The following is a 14,679-nucleotide window of genomic DNA, read 5'->3' on the forward strand; positions in this document are numbered from 1 at the left end:
ATGTCTTCTCCCCGGAGCGACTCCGCGCCGTTCAGGCTCACACGCCGTAACTTCATTCTGGGTTCAGGCGTTACTGCCGCTGGACTTGCCTTCTACGCAGGCGAGATCGAACGTCACGTTATCGACAAGGTCGAAACGAGCATCCGGATCGACAACCTGCCTGCGGCATTCCATGGATTCCGCATCGCCCAGATCTCGGACATTCACCTGGATGAGTTCACCGAGCCGCTCTTTCTGGAATATGTCGTCAAGCGGGTTAATGACCTGAAACCGGATCTGGTTCTAGCCACAGGAGACTTCATCACCCGTGGATCGCTGACCTTCCTTGCGAGCAACCACGCGGCGTATCGCTGCGCAGAGATCTTGAGCACCCTGAAGGCACCTCAGACATACGCGATCCTGGGCAACCATGACGCCTCCGTCAATTCGCAGCTGGTTATCGATGCCCTGGCCACGGCAAAGATCCCCGTGCTGGTCAATCGCTACGTCGCCATCGAACGCGGCAGCTCACGCCTCTGGCTGGCCGGGACCGACGATATTGCGGCCGGTCATCCCGACCTCGATAAGACGTTGCCGGAGAATCCCGATGTGCCGGTCATCCTCATGGTTCACGAACCGGACTACGCCGACAGAGTTGTCGCCCATCCTCGCGGAAATATTGTCGATTTAATGCTCTCCGGACATTCGCATGGAGGCCAGGTCCGCATGCCGTTTTATGGCCCCCTGATTCTGCCGCCGATGGGGCAGAAGTACGTCGAGGGGCACTTCCGGCTCGGCCACATGCAGCTTTACGTCAACCGCGGTATTGGAGCGGTGGGCCTTCCCTTCCGCTTCAACTGCCCCCCGGAGATCACCCTTCACACGCTGCTTCCAAGATGAATGGATAGTTAGTCTTACAGCTTCTTCTTGATGCTTTTTCTGAAGCATTGCGAAGAGTGGTCTTCTACGATTCCCACGGCCTGCAGCCAGGCATAGACGATGACAGGACCGACGAACTTGAAGCCCTTTTTCTTCAGGGCTTTTGAAATCTCTTCGCTGAGGGCGGTCCTGGTGTAGACCGCGCCGGTCGTATTCACCATGGGCTTGCCGCCCGCCATCCCCCAAATCAGCTTTGCGAAATCCTCTCCTTCACGCTTCATCGCAAGAAAGATCTGCGCACCGGTGATTGTGGCTTCAATCTTTGCCCTTGCCCGGATGATCTCGGGGTCCTGCATCAGCCGCTCCACATCGCTGGCCGTCATACGAGCGACCTTGACAGGATCGAAGCCATGGAACGCCTTGCGGAACCCTTCACGCTTACGCAGCACGATCAGCCAGGAGAGACCTGCTTGAAATCCCTCCAGCATCAGCGTCTCCCACATCTCGCGGCTGTCGTGGACGGGCCTGCCCCATTCCTTATCGTGATAGTCGCGGAGCAGCGGATCGCTCTCCGCCCAGGCGCAACGTAGCTTTGTCGTCATGGGTTTCAGATTCTTACTAAAGCGCAACGCTGCACACCCTCATGACAAATGCTGTCAGCATGGTGCTCATGACTTGTCTTCAAAAATATTTCGGCGAAAAGAGATTCAGCGAGAGCGCGCGACCGGTTTCTTTTGCTTCGGAGCGACAGGGGCAGCCGGTGCGACCACGCCGCTCTTCTCGTCCATCCAGGAATCCAGAAGCGACTTCTTAAATCGCCAGCGATTACCCAGCTTGAATGCAGGGATGAAGCCCTCCGAAGCGTAGCGATAGAGAGTATCACCACTGATGCCGAGATACTCCGACGCCTGCCGGATGTCCATCACTTCGCGCGGTGCCGTCTGTGTCATCGGTGCCATCGGATAAGAACGCTCCAATTCCTGAGAGAGACGGGCAAAAACCGAAACCACCGGTCGAAGCCCAGCACACTTTTTGTATCCCCTTTTGCCCTGAAGCACAACGATTATTTTGTGATGTTTACCAGCAAATAACTGATAACTAAACGCTAACTACCTTCTAGGAGGCTCCAGGCTGGTCATGACATCGAGCAGGTCCTGATCCACGGTCCGCGTCTTGGCGATCGCCTCGGACAAAGGAATATCAGAGATATGCGTCCCCTTGAGCACCACCAGGCGGCCAAATCTACCCTCGTGCGCCAGGTCGATGGCCCGGACCCCGTAGCGTGTTGCCAGCATGCGGTCATAGGCTGATGGGGTGCCTCCCCTCTGCGTATGACCAAGGTTGACGCTCCGGGTCTCGAAGCCGGTTCGCTTTTCGATCTCCTCGGCCAACTGCTGACCGATTCCACTGAGCCGGACATGGCCAAAGGCATCGACGGCCGCTCCCTGAGAAGCCTGTTCCCGCTCCGGGAACTTCGCCCCCTCTGCCGCGACGACGATGGCAAACTTCTTGCCGTGATCGTACCGATAGCGCAGCAGCCGGCATACTTCTTCGATATCGATCGGAACCTCCGGCACCAGGATGACGTCCGCTCCTCCTGCGATACCCGAGGTGATTGCGATCCATCCCGCGTCACGTCCCATCACCTCGCAGACCAGAACGCGATTATGCGCTTCGGCTGTTGAGTGAAGTCGGTCGATCGCCTCGGTCGCGATAGTGACTGCTGTATCGAAGCCGAAGCAGGCATCCGTACCACTGAGATCGTTGTCGATCGTCTTGGGGACACCGATACATTTCACGCCACGCTCACTGAGAGCCAGTGAAATCGACTGCGTGTCGTCTCCTCCCAGCGCAATGAGGGCATCTAGTTTGTGACTGGCAATAACCTGGAGACAGGTTTCAAAACCATTGGGGATCTTCTTGACGTTCGTCCGGGAGGAGCGAAGGATCGTTCCGCCTTTATGGAGAATGCCTGAGGTTGTCTCCATGTTGAGCGGCATGGTTGCGTCGTCCAGAACGCCGCGCCAGCCCTCCATGAAGCCGACGAACTCATCGCCGTAGTGGAGAATCCCCTTGCGAACGACAGCACGAATTACAGCGTTCAGACCCGGGCAGTCGCCGCCACCGGTCAGCATTCCAATACGCATCGAACCCTCCTCTCAAACCGGCAGCATGATACCGCAACCGGAGGGAGGGATCACTCTTCAGGTGCGACCAGGGTTCAGCGCCACCAGTCGGACTGAAGCGGCGTCCCGGCGAAGACGTCAGACGGCTGCCCCGGGGCTGGCGACCACAACTGGATTCCCGTCTCCGCCGAAACCTCCAGCATGCGCTCGATGGGTTGGCGCCAGCCGTGCAGAGCCAGATCGAAGAGACCCCAGTGGATGGGCATCATCAGGCCTTTGTCACCCAGATCCAGAAAAGCCCTCGCCGCTCCGTCGGGACCGAGGTGGATCTCCTTCCACAGGTCGTTGTAGGCGCCAATCTCGAGCATGGTGAGATCGAACGGGCCATACTCTGCACCGATTTCGGCAAAGCCGGGCCACCAGCCGGAGTCTGCACCGAAGTAGACCTTGTGCTGCCTCCCTTTGAGGACAAAGGCTGACCAAAGCGTCTCGAAGCGGTTGAACATGCTGCGCCCGGAGAAGTGGCGGGTCGGAACGGCAGTGATCTCAAGCTCGCCGGACGAGGCGCTCACGTTGCAACTCTGGGTCCAGTCCAGCTCTTGGATGCGGCGCTTCGCAACGCCGTATTGCTCCAGAACCTCTCCCACACCGAGAGAGGTAATCCACTCGGTCTCGCGAAGATGGCCCAGACGAGCAAGCTTTCGTATCGTCGACTCTCCCAGGTGATCGTAGTGATCGTGCGAGATGAGCACCACATCGAGCTTAGGCATGGCTTCGAGAGGTAGGGGCGGGGCAAAGAAACGCTTCGGCCCTGCCCAGCGTAGCGGAGAGGCGCGCTCATCCCACACCGGATCAGTCAACACGCGCACTCCGTCGATCTCAATAAGAGTCGAAGAGTGCCCCATCCACGTCACACGAAGACCGCTGGCAGATGGTGTCTCGTAAATCGCGGCGTCTGTCCGGAACGGTCCCAGGGGAGTCTTCGGAAACTTCTCTTCCTTGTTGCGCAGATACTCAGGCAGAGCATCGCGCAGTGTCCTCCAGCCCCCCACTGATGTAGGAACCGGGTTCAGGTACTTCTTTTCCGTGCGCTCTGCGCGCCGCAGAAAGGTCCTGCGTTCTGCGGCCACATCCTCCAGACTCATCTCCGTCCTCCGTGCCAGTCGTACAGTATCACGGGAGATAATAGAACGGATTCGGCAGCTTGACGCTGATCTCTCCGCGTGGCTCGCCGTTCAGATCACTCCACTGGTCACCCATATTCAATACGATGCGGTAGCCAGCATCTACGATCTTCTTTCGTTCCTCGCTCTTGTAATCGACCGTCGTCATCTTCTTCTGAGGGCCTGTCCTGAGAGCGAGTCCCTTCCATCCCTTGTATCCGGCCAGCTCAAGATTCTTCGCAGTCGCCTCCCGCTGCTCCTCCCAGCGACCGGTGATAAAGAAGACCTCGACCCCTGCGGCGCGCGCCTTTTGATAGAGCTGCAGCGTGCCGGGAATCGGCATAGACGCCTCAGGAGACACCACCCAGCGATTGAACTGGGCCAACAGAAAACCGTAGTCTTCCCTACGAAACTCGCAGAAGCCAGACAGGGAGGTCTCGTCGATATCGAGCACCATCGCCAGCTTTTCGCCCGGCTTCGCAGCTGCGAGAGCGCGATCGAGCACCGCTTCAGCCCGCTTCGTCTGCGCATCGAGATCAGCCCAGTAACATCCGCCGCCGGTGCATTCGGCGTAATCCGCAAGACGATAGCGTGCGACGCCAAAGTTGCCAATTGGCTCCGCAGCAACCATCACGCTGGGGTCGGCGGCGGCGGCTTCCGCAGTCGCCTTAATCTGCTCATCCGTCGGACGTTTCGCCGGTGTAATGCTGACCGGCCGGGCTCCCGCAACAGTTGGGCAGGACGGCGCAGTCAATTGCTGAGATTGGCAGAGACCTACGGCTGTACACAGAAAAGGGACACACAACAGGCGAAGAAAACGAGTCATCGTTGCTCCCGACGGAAGGCACTCCGCTCGAAGATATTTCGGTATACCGAATGCTATACCATGACCCGGCTTACCCCTTCGATGTTGCCTCATCGGCGTAAAATTCAGCGATCTCCTTCGCATACTTCTCATTGATGATGCGTCGCTTGAGCTTCATGCTCGGCGTCATCGTGCCATCTTCCACGGCCCACTCCTCCGGGACGATGCAGACACGCTTGATGCTCTCAAAGTGCGCCAGGCCCTCATTGACCTTTGCCACGATCTCTTCGTACGCCTTGATGACTCGTGGATGCTTCACCAGCTGGGCCGCATCTTCTGCCGTCACGCCCTGGGACTGTGCCCATCCCTTGAGTGCTGCAAGATTCGGCGAGATCAGCACGCTGGCATACTTATGCTTGTCTCCGACCAGGGCGGCCTGAGCGACCAGCATGTTGGCCTTCAGCTTGTTCTCGATCGGCTGCGGAGCAATCAGCTTTCCGCCACTGGTCTTCAATAGCTCCTTCTTGCGATCCGTGATGGAGAGGAAGCCGTCCGCATCGATATGGCCGATATCGCCGGTGCGGAAGAAGCCATCGGGAGTGAAGGCCTCTTTCGTCTCTTTCTCCTTGTTCCAGTAACCGATGAAGACCGAGGGTCCCTTCACCTCAAGCTCGCCGTCCGCGGCAAACCGGCACTGCACGTTAGACAGCGGCTTGCCGACCGTGCCGAGCTTATTGGCCCCGGGATAGTTCACGCCGATGACTGGCGAGGTTTCGGTCAGGCCGTAGCCCTCGAAGATAACGATACCGACATCGGCAAACCATGTGCCGGTGTCGATGCCGAGGGGAGCGCCTCCAGCGATGAAGATCTTCACGTGGCCACCAAAGGCCTCCGCAATCTTGCTGAAGACCAGCTTGTTGGCGATCTTCCAGCTCAGCGAGCTTGGCTCAACATCAGCAATTATCTGCGCGCGATTGGCCTTGCCAACACCGAGCGCCCACTGAAAGATGCGGTTTTTCAGTGGCGATGCCGCTGACTTCGATTCAATAGCCTGCCTGATCTTTTCGTAGACTCTCGGAACCGCGACTAAGAATGTCGGCTGGATCTTCTTCATCGCCTCGGGCAGCTGATCGAACTTGCCGCAATACGCCAGCCTGGTTCCGTGACAGAGCAAGGCATAGTCGATGTGCCGAGCCGTGACGTGAGAGAGAGGGAGAAATGAGACACTGACGTCCCGATCGCTCAAGCCTAGTGGCCCGGTTGAAATATTGAGATTGCTGGCCAGATTGCCATGCGTGAGCATGACGCCCTTCGGTTCTCCGGTTGTACCCGAGGTATAGATGATGGTTGCCAGATCCTCGGGCTTCGCCTCCTGCACCATGGCATCGAACTCCGCGCTCTTCTGTTCCAACGCGGGAGCCTTCTCCATGAGAGTGGCGAAGCTCTCGGCGCCGGGAAACTCGCCTGCATCCATGACCACGACGTGCTCCAACTCCGGCAGCTCGCCCACAGCAACGACACGCTCGTACAGTTCTGCGGAGGAGACCACGACGACCTTGGCTCCGGAATCCTGCAGCATGTATTTCAGCTGCTCCGGCGTCAGCGTCAGGTAGAGTGGTACGTCTACGCAGCCCATCGCCAGCGCAGCAAAGTCCGTGACCTGCCACTCCCATCTGTTTTCAGAGATCAACGCGACACGATCTCCGCGCTCGAGACCCCAGCCACGAAAGACCTCAACCAGTGCGCGAACTCGGCCATACAGTTGTGTGGAGCTGATCGGCTCCCACTCGGCTGCCGCCCGCTGCCCCTGCATGACGATGTGCGCGCCGCGCCCCGTGGCCAGCCCAAAAGCATCGTTTACTGTTCGCAGATGAAACATTCAGCAACCTCTCGCATTCTTCGCCTGCACGCAGGCAGTTATCGCCACTATGCGTCCTTCGCAATTCCATTCATCAGGACATCGATCACCTGATGAGCCGTCGTCTTTGTATCGTAGGTTCGTCCGGTAAAGATAGAGGTACTCAGCAGTTCGTCGATCGCACCAAACATGCAGTGTGCAACGACGCCATCGGAGATGTCCCGGCGAAAAATTCCCTCCTGCTGCCCGCGCCGTATTACCTCTCGAACCACCTGAATGTACTTCACCAGATGATGATGTGAAAACTCAGCGATAAATTTGGCGCTCTGCCGCATCTCCGTTTGCATCAGAATTGCCATGCTTCGGTTGGACTGCTGGCTCGACAGGTGAACCTCGGCGATAAACTCCAGCTGCTCGCGTGGCCCCTTCAGCGTCAGAAAACATTCCTCAACCTTGCGATAGAACGCCTCGAACGTCGAGTCGATCGCCGTCCGCAACACGTCATCCTTGCTCTTGAAATAGAGGTAGATCGTCCCGTCCGCAACTCCGGCACGCTTGGCGATCTCACTTACCGGGGAGTTGAAGTAACCGCGCTCTGCAATCACTTCTACCGCTGCCTCCAAGATGCGCTGGTACTTTTCGCTGCCCGGGACGGCCGCCTTTTCTTCAGCTGCCACCTGACTTGCATCCTTCCGTTTCAGACCAGCCTCACGCTCCGGAAGTATCCGGTCCCCGCAACTCTAATGAATCGCCGTGGGTTTGCCAATACGGAACCACAACGCCCAACAGTTGCTATTCACCATAGTTGGATGCGCCTTAGCGGGGCGAGAGCCTGCCATGTCCCCGGACGAAGGAACAATGCCAAAAGCGCACGTCCGGGCATCCTTTTGAGGGATGCAGGACAACCGGTTAACCTGAATTACTTTTGAGGATGAGGCGCGATCGACCCAGCCTGCAGCTTTACAAGCTCTGGCTGATCGAACTTGCTGGGTCCCAGCACGGCTACCCTGGGAATAGGACCGCGGGCCATCGCAACCTCGTCGCAGGCATACAGACGCGGACAGGTCTGGCAGTCTTTGTAGATCTTGTCCGGGAGCACGGTCCGGTCGACGACGCGGAAACCAAAGTGAAAGAAGAAGTCAGGAATGCGCGTGAACAGGCAAACCGAGGTGACGCTCTGGTCCTCGGCCTCTTCCAGCAGCGCACGCAGCAGCCTTCCGCCGGCCCCCTGCCCCTTGGCCTCCGGCTTCACGACGATCGAACGGACCTCTGCAAGATGTGGCCCGTAGAGATGAAGCGCACCACATCCAAGAAAGACGCCGCTCTCACTCTCCGCTACCGAAAAGTCGCGAACATTCTCGCAAATCTCAGCATAGCTCCGGCGCAGCAGAGTACCGTCCCCGGAGAGCGAGTTAACCAGTTCAAAGATGTTCACGGCATCGGGAAGCTTCGCTTTGCGCACCACCGCACCGCCAACCCGCGAACGAGTGGATGAGGTGGATTCGCTTACCGGCAACAGCGACGCATTAGACACGTGCAATCTGCTCCACGCCGGGCTTCAATGCAGCCCCGAGCTTCAAGTGTACAGATGCAAGCCAGGCCTTATCGGTCGCAATCCTCGCCGATGCACCTCGCAAAGCATCTTTCACCTGGTTACGCGCCGTACCGCCGGTGACATCATGGCAGTCCAGGGTCGCCTCGAGCGTGATCGCGTCGAAGAAGTCCGCCTCGAACTCTTCGCCCAGCTCTTTCAGCTCTGCAAGCGTCAGTTCATTCAGCTCCCTGCCCGTCTCCAGGCCGAAACGGACAGCATTTCCGATCTTCTCGTGCGCCTTTCGGAACGGAACGCCCTTGTAGGTCAGGTAGGTCGCCGCAGCCATCGCATTCAGGTAGCCCTGCGCGGATGCGGTTTTCATCACCGACTCACGGAAGCGCAGCGAGCGCGTAAAGCCGGGGAGGAGCGCGAGCATGCCTGTGATCGTATCGGCGGCATCAAAGACAGGCTGCTGTCCTTCCTGTAGATCTTTGTTATAAGCCAGCGGAAGTCCCTTGACGATCGTCGCCAGCGTAATCGCCGCTCCCTGCAGGCGCCCCGACTTGCCGCGAATCAGCTCCGTCAGATCGGGGTTTTCTTCTGCGGCATCGCGCTCGATCCGGTCGAGTAGCGCTCCGGCAGATCGAGGAAGCCGAACTCGGCTGTCGAATGCAGCGTCAGCTCCTCGGCAAAGCGCGAGATGTGCAAACCGATAGTTGCGACAGCCTGCGTGAACTCAATCGCAAAATCGCGATCGCTGGTGGCATCCATGCTGTTGGTCGTCGGCCCATCGAATCCCAGCGCCTCAGCGGCGATCGTTCGATCAAGCTTGAGAGTCGCCCCAGCGATTGCTCCCGACCCCAAAGGGCACAGATTCAGCCGTGCGCGGCAGTCAGACAGGCGCGAAAAGTCTCGTTCCAGCATTGCGACATACGCGAGCAGCCAGTGCGCGATCAGAACCGGCTCGGCACGCTGAAGATGCGTATACGACGGCATCACCGCCTCGCCTGCTGCCTGCGCCTGGTCTACGAGTGCCTCCCGCCAAGCGACCGTACCGGCAAGCGTCTCATCGATTGCATCGCGCACAAACAACCGCATGTCCGTCGCGATCTGTTCATTGCGGCTGCGACCGGTGTGTAGCTTAAGCGCGAGGTCGCCGATGACCTTCGTCAGCGTGAGCTCAACGAAGTGGTGGATGTCCTCCGCCTCGGGGTGCAGAGCCACGATGGCAGCAGCTGCACCTGGAGTGAGACCGGATACAGCTCCGGCTTCCTCCAGCGCGAAGGGGATGACCCTGTCGAGCCCGTCCAGCATCTTCACAAGCTCGGCTTCCGTAAGGATTCCCGCAGCTGCAATGGCGCGCGCGTGAGCCTTGGAGGCGGCTACCTCCTGCGGAAGCAACCGCACATCGAACGGAAACGAACGCTGCCACTCTTCGAATGCCGGGTCCAGCGGTTCACGGAACCGCCCCGACCACATCTTGCTCACGTGTTCGAGCTCCTTGTCTTTCTGTTAGGTCAGCGAAGGCCGCTTGCGCGCCTGCGTGCCGCGTCCGCGCCCACTGGTAATCCGCTTGGCTCCGCCGAGCAGCATCAGGAGAATCGCCTTCTGCGCATGCAGGCGGTTCTCAGCCTGGTCGAAGACGATCGATTGCGGTCCATCGAGCACGGCATCGGTCACCTCGGCGTTGCGATGTGCCGGCAGGCAGTGCATGAAAACCGCATCCTGCTGGGCCTTCTGCATCAGATCTTCATTAACCTGATAGGGCTTGAAGATCGGAGCGCGCTTGGTCGCCTCATGCTCAAAGCCCATGCTGGTACAGACGTCGGTGTAGACGGCATCGGCGCCTTCGACCGCCTTGACTGGATCGTGCTGCAATGTGATGCTGCCGCCGGTCGACTCAGCAATCTCGATTGCCTTATGAATGATGTCCAACTTCGGCTCAAATCCCTTCGGGGTCGAAACCGTGCAATGCGCACCAAGCTGGGCGGCAATCAACATCAGCGAGTGGCACACATTATTGCCGTCACCAATGTAGGTGAAGTGCAGCCCCTCAGCGGAGCCAAAGCGCTCTTCGAGTGTCAGGAAGTCTGCAATTGCCTGGCAGGGGTGCTCCAGGTCAGACAAAGCATTGACGACCGGAACCTTCGAACACGCTGCCATCTCCGTGATGGTCTCGTGTGAATAAGTGCGCAGCACAATCACGCTCATCCAACGCTCGAGATTGCGCGCCATATCGGACAAAGACTCGCGCTCGCCCAATGGGGACTGGGTCTGATCGACGAAGATCGCGTTGCCGCCCAGCGTATTGATTGCGGCCTCGAAGGTAACGCGCGTGCGCAGTGAGGCCTTCTCAAAAAACATGACCATCTGCTTGGCGTCGAGAGCATGCCGGAAGTCTTCCGGATGATTCTTCACTGCATGCGCCAGCTCCATGATGGCTGCGGTCTCTTCCACCGTCAGATCACCGATCGAGCAAAGGTCCCGTCCACAGAGGCGCTTGGCGGCCTCGTTAAATGCCGTATCGGACTGAATGCCCAGGCTTACCTGAGGCTTGCGCACCGGAATCTCCTCGGCACCGTCTGACTTTGCGTTCATCACAACCGTCTTGCTACCCATGTATCGTCTCTCCCGCCGGCTCAACGCCTGCAAGTACCGTATTTGCCTTCAACAATTCATCAAGAGCGGCTATTGTCATTTCAACATGTTCACGCTCGAGGATGTATGGGGGCAAAAAGCGAAGGACCGTCTCGCTGGTCCGGTTGATAATAATGCGCCGCTCCATCAACTGCGCTGCAATCTGCTTCGCAAGCTCAGCCGAGTGTAGCTCCATACCCAGCATCAGGCCGAGGCCACGTACTTCTTTGATGCTGTCATGGCTCTTCATGAGGCCTTCCAGCTCTCTTTTGAAAAATCCGCCCACCTCGTGGATATGGGAGAGGAGCTTCTCGTTCTGAATCGTATCGATCACGGCGATCGCCGCCGCACACGCCAGCGGGCCGCCGCCAAAGGTCGTACCGTGCATGCCGGGCGTAATTGCCGCGGCAGCCTTTTCGACACATAGCATTGCCCCCATCGGCACACCACCCGCAACCGGCTTGGCGAGTGTGGTGACGTCCGGCTGAATACCATAGTGCTGGTATGCAAACCACTTTCCGGTTCGACCCACACCGCTCTGGATCTCATCGGCCATCAGCAGAGCCCCGGTCGAGTCGCACAGTTCGCGCGCAGCCGCAAAAAACTCCTGCGAGACAGGATGGATACCGCCCTCACCCTGCACAGGTTCCAGGCAGATGGCGCAGACATCGCTTGAAAACTTCGCGCGTAGATCCGCGACATCGTTAAAGCGCACAAACTCGACATCCGGCATCACCGGAGCGAACGGCGTACGGTATTTCTCTTTGTGCGTCGTCGCGACAGAACCCATCGTTCGGCCATGAAAGCTATGCTCCAGGGCAAGGAACTTCGTACCGATCGTCTTGCCTTCTTCACGTGCTTTCGTGGCGTTGGCGCGGGCCAGCTTCAGCGCCGCCTCCCAGGCCTCGGTGCCGCTGTTGCAGAAGAAGACGCGATCCATGCCGCTAATCTCCGTCAGTCTCAGAGCAAGCTCTGCCGTTCCGTGGTGATAGAAGAGATTCGACGTATGCAGCAGGCCAGTCGCCGTCTGCTGCGCGATCGCCTTGTCGATCGCCGGATGAGCATACCCAAGCGCCGAGACGCCGATGCCGCTCAGCAAGTCGAGAAAGTCGTCCCCGTTCTCATCGCGGAGATAAACGCCCTTCGCGCTGACAAACAGATAAGGGTTCCGCTCATAGGTGTTCAGCAGCAGTTTCTTTTCTGCAGCCTGAATCGATGCCAGACTCATGCGACCATGACCTCCGTTCCGTCGTTGACCCGCGTCGAGCAGATGTCCGGCAACAGTGCCGCGGACTCTGCAGGAAGAATGCGCACACGCTTGACGCCGCCCAGTAGCGCCTGACGGCAGGCATTGAGCTTGGGCAGCATGCCTCCGAAGATCACCTGCTGCTTTTCAAGCAGGGGAATCTGCGCCAGCGTCACCCAGCGCATCACGCTGCCATCCGCGCCCTTGACTCCGGGCACATCGGTAAGAAAGATGAGAGCGTCCGCTTTCGTTGCAATCGCCGCCGCTGCAGCCATCTCGTCCGCGTTCACATTGTAGTATTCGCCGTCGAAGCCAAGTGCGATCGAGCTGATCACAGGAACAGCCTTCATCGTCCAGATTGCATCCAGCCAGCGAGGGTCGGTCGCCGCAATCTCTCCGACAAAACCGAGATCGGGGTTCGTCTTCTTCTTTCGAGCGCGAAAGACATGCCCATCGCCCCCGGAGAGACCGACGGCAGACTGTCCGTGCGAGGCCAGCGATGCGACCAGCGATTTGTTCACGCGGCCTGCGAGCACCATCAATGCAGCATCACGCGTCTCCGCGTCGGTCACGCGCAGGCCCGAGATAAATTCACTTTTCTTGCCCAACTGCGCCAGAGTTTTGGTTAGCTGAACACCACCACCATGCACCACGGCGACCTGGTTGCCATCGGCTACCATCTCGGCGATTGCCTTACCAGCGGCATGCAGCAACTTCGGATTCTCCAGGCCCGCGCCGCCAAGCTTTACGACGAATTTCACAGCAGACCCTCCTCTTCCTTCCAACCCAACATTACGTTCATATTCTGTACGGCCTGTCCGGCTGCACCCTTCAATAGATTGTCGAGGCAGGAGACGATCACCAGCCTCTGTCCGTCCTCGGCAAGCGTAAAGCCGATATCGCAGAAGTTCGTGCGCACGATGTGCTGAATCTGCGGCAGCTGCGGCGTCGCATGCAGCCTGACCATCGGGCTTGATTCGTAGAAATCGCTAAACAACCCACTGATCTCCTCGACTGCGGTCTTCTTCTTCAGACGCACGTAGATCGTCGAAAGAATGCCTCGCGGAATCGGCAGCAGGTGCGGGGTGAACTGAATCTGGTCGGCCGCCACATGCAGCTGCTCCAGCAGCTCGCCTGTATGGCGATGCCCGAAGACGGCATATGCGGAAAGATTATCAGCCGCAGACATAAAGTGCGTCTTCGAAGTCGGCGCCTTACCTGCGCCACTGACACCAGACTTTGCATCGCAGATGATGCCACGATCAAGATCGATCACACCGGCACGCGTAAGAGGAGCAAGCGCAAGAATCACCGATGTCGAGTAGCAGCCGGGATTGGCAACCAGACGAGCCGTGCGAATCTCTTCGCGATGGAGTTCCGGGGAGCCAAAGACCGCCTCGGCCTGCAGCTTCGCGGCAACCGATGCGTCGGCATCCGTGAGCTTATAGACAGCGCGGTTGGCATCTTCCTTCAGACGCCATGCACCGCTCAGATCGACGACGCGAATACCGCGAGCGATCGCCTCGGGAACCCACTCCCGCGATTGCTCATGCGGCGTCGCCATAAACAGAATCTTGGTGCCGGCATCGACCAGGCGGTCCCAATTAAATGGTTCAACGGCATGCGATGGGCGAGCTGCAATCATCGCCAGGTGAGGATGGATCTCCTCGATCGTCGTGGTCACACCGGAGGTCTCTCCAGCCCGGCCCAGAAATATCGGCGCGCTTCCCTGCATGCCGGGATGGCGCAGCAAAAGGCGCGCCAGTTCCCCACCTGCATATCCACTGACGCCGGCGATCGCTACCTGCGGCACGAGCGCTCCAGCCGCCTTCAGCTTCGCGGCCTCCGTCGATCTCTCCACTCCCTGATTAGCCAAGGTACCCTTCTATTCGTGTCTTCAGCTTCGCTGCCTGCTCCACATCGGGGCAGATCATCAGTACGGTGTCGTCGCCCGCAATGGTTCCCACCACCTCGGGCCAGTCTTCATAGTCGATGCCCGCTGCGATCGGCTGGGCGCCGCCTGTTGTCGTAATCAGCACCAAAAGATTGATCGCCTGGCGTACCTCAAGTCCAAAGCTGCCCAGCACCTCACGGATGCCCGGCAGCGAATCATCCTCATCTCCGTTGCCGTTTGAGAGCGAATATCCATCCGGCCCTTTCGACAATCTCAACTCATGCATATCGCGGGAGAGGGTTGCTTGTGTAACATGGTAACCACGCCCCGCAAGTTTTTTCCGCAGTTCGTCCTGACTGGAAATGGGACCTTTTCCCAGCAGTTCACGAATAACGGTATGACGTTGTTGTTTCATTCTTGTTTATTTTCTGCCATCTGCCCGGTAGATAGGTCATTTGCCGGACTGCATAAATATACATCCTTGGTGTATATTTATGCAATGACTCCACGAGGAGTCAGCCTAAACACACCTTGACGGAAAGGTATCTCCGGTGACAC

General features: G+C 58.5%; 16 protein-coding genes. 1 reads left to right on the forward strand and 15 read right to left on the reverse strand.

What is annotated here, in order from left to right:
- Entirely contained in the window at window positions 1-879 is an 879-nt protein-coding gene (locus tag PW789_RS11770; RefSeq protein ID WP_299376369.1) for a metallophosphoesterase, read from the forward strand.
- 14 nt (window positions 880-893) lie between these two features.
- On the opposite strand, the gene PW789_RS11775 is transcribed toward PW789_RS11770, so the two are convergent.
- From PW789_RS11775 to PW789_RS11840, 15 genes are all read right to left on the reverse strand, one after another.
- A complete protein-coding gene (locus PW789_RS11775; protein ID WP_299376372.1) occupies window positions 894-1,460 on the reverse strand; it encodes a DNA-3-methyladenine glycosylase I in 567 nt (188 codons plus the stop codon).
- Between the two features lie 105 nt (window positions 1,461-1,565).
- The gene (locus tag PW789_RS11780; protein WP_299376375.1) at window positions 1,566-1,817 is read right to left on the reverse strand and encodes a helix-turn-helix domain-containing protein; all 252 of its coding nucleotides are present in this window, start codon (window positions 1,815-1,817) and stop codon (window positions 1,566-1,568) included.
- A gap of 150 nt (window positions 1,818-1,967) precedes the next feature.
- Window positions 1,968-3,005 carry a 6-phosphofructokinase gene (locus PW789_RS11785; protein WP_299376379.1) on the reverse strand — a complete coding sequence of 346 codons (1,038 nt, stop codon included), beginning with the start codon at window positions 3,003-3,005 and terminating at the stop codon, window positions 1,968-1,970.
- Window positions 3,006-3,079: 74 nt separating this feature from the next.
- Complete coding sequence (locus PW789_RS11790; RefSeq protein WP_299376383.1) at window positions 3,080-4,129, reverse strand: MBL fold metallo-hydrolase; 1,050 nt, start codon at window positions 4,127-4,129, stop codon at window positions 3,080-3,082.
- Between the two features lie 28 nt (window positions 4,130-4,157).
- Window positions 4,158-4,973: an HAD family acid phosphatase gene (locus PW789_RS11795; protein ID WP_299376387.1), complete on the reverse strand. Its 816-nt coding sequence runs from the start codon at window positions 4,971-4,973 to the stop codon at window positions 4,158-4,160.
- Window positions 4,974-5,043: 70 nt separating this feature from the next.
- Entirely contained in the window at window positions 5,044-6,831 is a 1,788-nt protein-coding gene (locus tag PW789_RS11800) for a long-chain fatty acid--CoA ligase (protein WP_299376391.1), read from the reverse strand.
- A gap of 47 nt (window positions 6,832-6,878) precedes the next feature.
- Window positions 6,879-7,487: a TetR/AcrR family transcriptional regulator gene (locus tag PW789_RS11805; protein ID WP_299376396.1), complete on the reverse strand. Its 609-nt coding sequence runs from the start codon at window positions 7,485-7,487 to the stop codon at window positions 6,879-6,881.
- A 242-nt stretch (window positions 7,488-7,729) separates the two neighbouring features.
- A complete protein-coding gene (locus PW789_RS11810; protein WP_299377855.1) occupies window positions 7,730-8,329 on the reverse strand; it encodes a GNAT family N-acetyltransferase in 600 nt (199 codons plus the stop codon).
- A 7-nt stretch (window positions 8,330-8,336) separates the two neighbouring features.
- Complete coding sequence (locus PW789_RS20120) at window positions 8,337-8,780, reverse strand: hypothetical protein (RefSeq protein WP_367182542.1); 444 nt, start codon at window positions 8,778-8,780, stop codon at window positions 8,337-8,339.
- Window positions 8,781-8,926: 146 nt separating this feature from the next.
- Complete coding sequence (argH, locus tag PW789_RS20125; RefSeq protein ID WP_367182568.1) at window positions 8,927-9,823, reverse strand: argininosuccinate lyase; 897 nt, start codon at window positions 9,821-9,823, stop codon at window positions 8,927-8,929.
- 33 nt (window positions 9,824-9,856) lie between these two features.
- Window positions 9,857-10,963: an ornithine carbamoyltransferase gene (gene argF / locus PW789_RS11820; protein ID WP_299376399.1), complete on the reverse strand. Its 1,107-nt coding sequence runs from the start codon at window positions 10,961-10,963 to the stop codon at window positions 9,857-9,859.
- Complete coding sequence (locus PW789_RS11825) at window positions 10,956-12,209, reverse strand: aspartate aminotransferase family protein (protein ID WP_299376406.1); 1,254 nt, start codon at window positions 12,207-12,209, stop codon at window positions 10,956-10,958. The genes argF and PW789_RS11825 overlap by 8 nt, the downstream gene beginning before the upstream one ends.
- Complete coding sequence (argB, locus tag PW789_RS11830) at window positions 12,206-12,988, reverse strand: acetylglutamate kinase (protein WP_299376409.1); 783 nt, start codon at window positions 12,986-12,988, stop codon at window positions 12,206-12,208. Before argB ends, PW789_RS11825 begins: the two co-directional genes overlap by 4 nt.
- Window positions 12,985-14,061, reverse strand: coding sequence for an N-acetyl-gamma-glutamyl-phosphate reductase (gene argC, locus PW789_RS11835; protein ID WP_299377858.1), 1,077 nt, complete (start codon window positions 14,059-14,061; stop codon window positions 12,985-12,987). The genes argB and argC overlap by 4 nt, the downstream gene beginning before the upstream one ends.
- A gap of 34 nt (window positions 14,062-14,095) precedes the next feature.
- On the reverse strand, window positions 14,096-14,536 hold the full coding sequence (locus PW789_RS11840) for an ArgR family transcriptional regulator (RefSeq protein ID WP_299376412.1): 441 nt from the start codon (window positions 14,534-14,536) through the stop codon (window positions 14,096-14,098).
- Between the last annotated feature and the right edge of the window lie 143 nt (window positions 14,537-14,679).

It is taken from the genome of Edaphobacter sp. (genome assembly GCF_028283685.1).
Classification (GTDB): domain Bacteria; phylum Acidobacteriota; class Terriglobia; order Terriglobales; family Acidobacteriaceae; genus Edaphobacter.

Bases quoted from the DNA above. Each gene is read 5' to 3' on its own strand.
- PW789_RS11790 (WP_299376383.1), bottom strand. From the start codon at position 4,129: ATGAGTCTGGAGGATGTGGCCGCAGAACGCAGGACCTTTCTGCGGCGC.
- PW789_RS20120 (WP_367182542.1), bottom strand. From the start codon at position 8,780: ATGCTCGCGCTCCTCCCCGGCTTTACGCGCTCGCTGCGCTTCCGTGAG.
- PW789_RS11785 (WP_299376379.1), bottom strand. From the start codon at position 3,005: ATGCGTATTGGAATGCTGACCGGTGGCGGCGACTGCCCGGGTCTGAAC.
- PW789_RS11780 (WP_299376375.1), bottom strand. From the start codon at position 1,817: ATGGCACCGATGACACAGACGGCACCGCGCGAAGTGATGGACATCCGG.
- PW789_RS11775 (WP_299376372.1), bottom strand. From the start codon at position 1,460: ATGACGACAAAGCTACGTTGCGCCTGGGCGGAGAGCGATCCGCTGCTC.
- PW789_RS11840 (WP_299376412.1), bottom strand. From the start codon at position 14,536: ATGAAACAACAACGTCATACCGTTATTCGTGAACTGCTGGGAAAAGGT.
- argF (WP_299376399.1), bottom strand. From the start codon at position 10,963: ATGGGTAGCAAGACGGTTGTGATGAACGCAAAGTCAGACGGTGCCGAG.
- PW789_RS11800 (WP_299376391.1), bottom strand. From the start codon at position 6,831: ATGTTTCATCTGCGAACAGTAAACGATGCTTTTGGGCTGGCCACGGGG.
- PW789_RS11770 (WP_299376369.1), top strand. From the start codon at position 1: ATGTCTTCTCCCCGGAGCGACTCCGCGCCGTTCAGGCTCACACGCCGT.
- PW789_RS11795 (WP_299376387.1), bottom strand. From the start codon at position 4,973: ATGACTCGTTTTCTTCGCCTGTTGTGTGTCCCTTTTCTGTGTACAGCC.
- argH (WP_367182568.1), bottom strand. From the start codon at position 9,823: ATGTGGTCGGGGCGGTTCCGTGAACCGCTGGACCCGGCATTCGAAGAG.
- PW789_RS11825 (WP_299376406.1), bottom strand. From the start codon at position 12,209: ATGAGTCTGGCATCGATTCAGGCTGCAGAAAAGAAACTGCTGCTGAAC.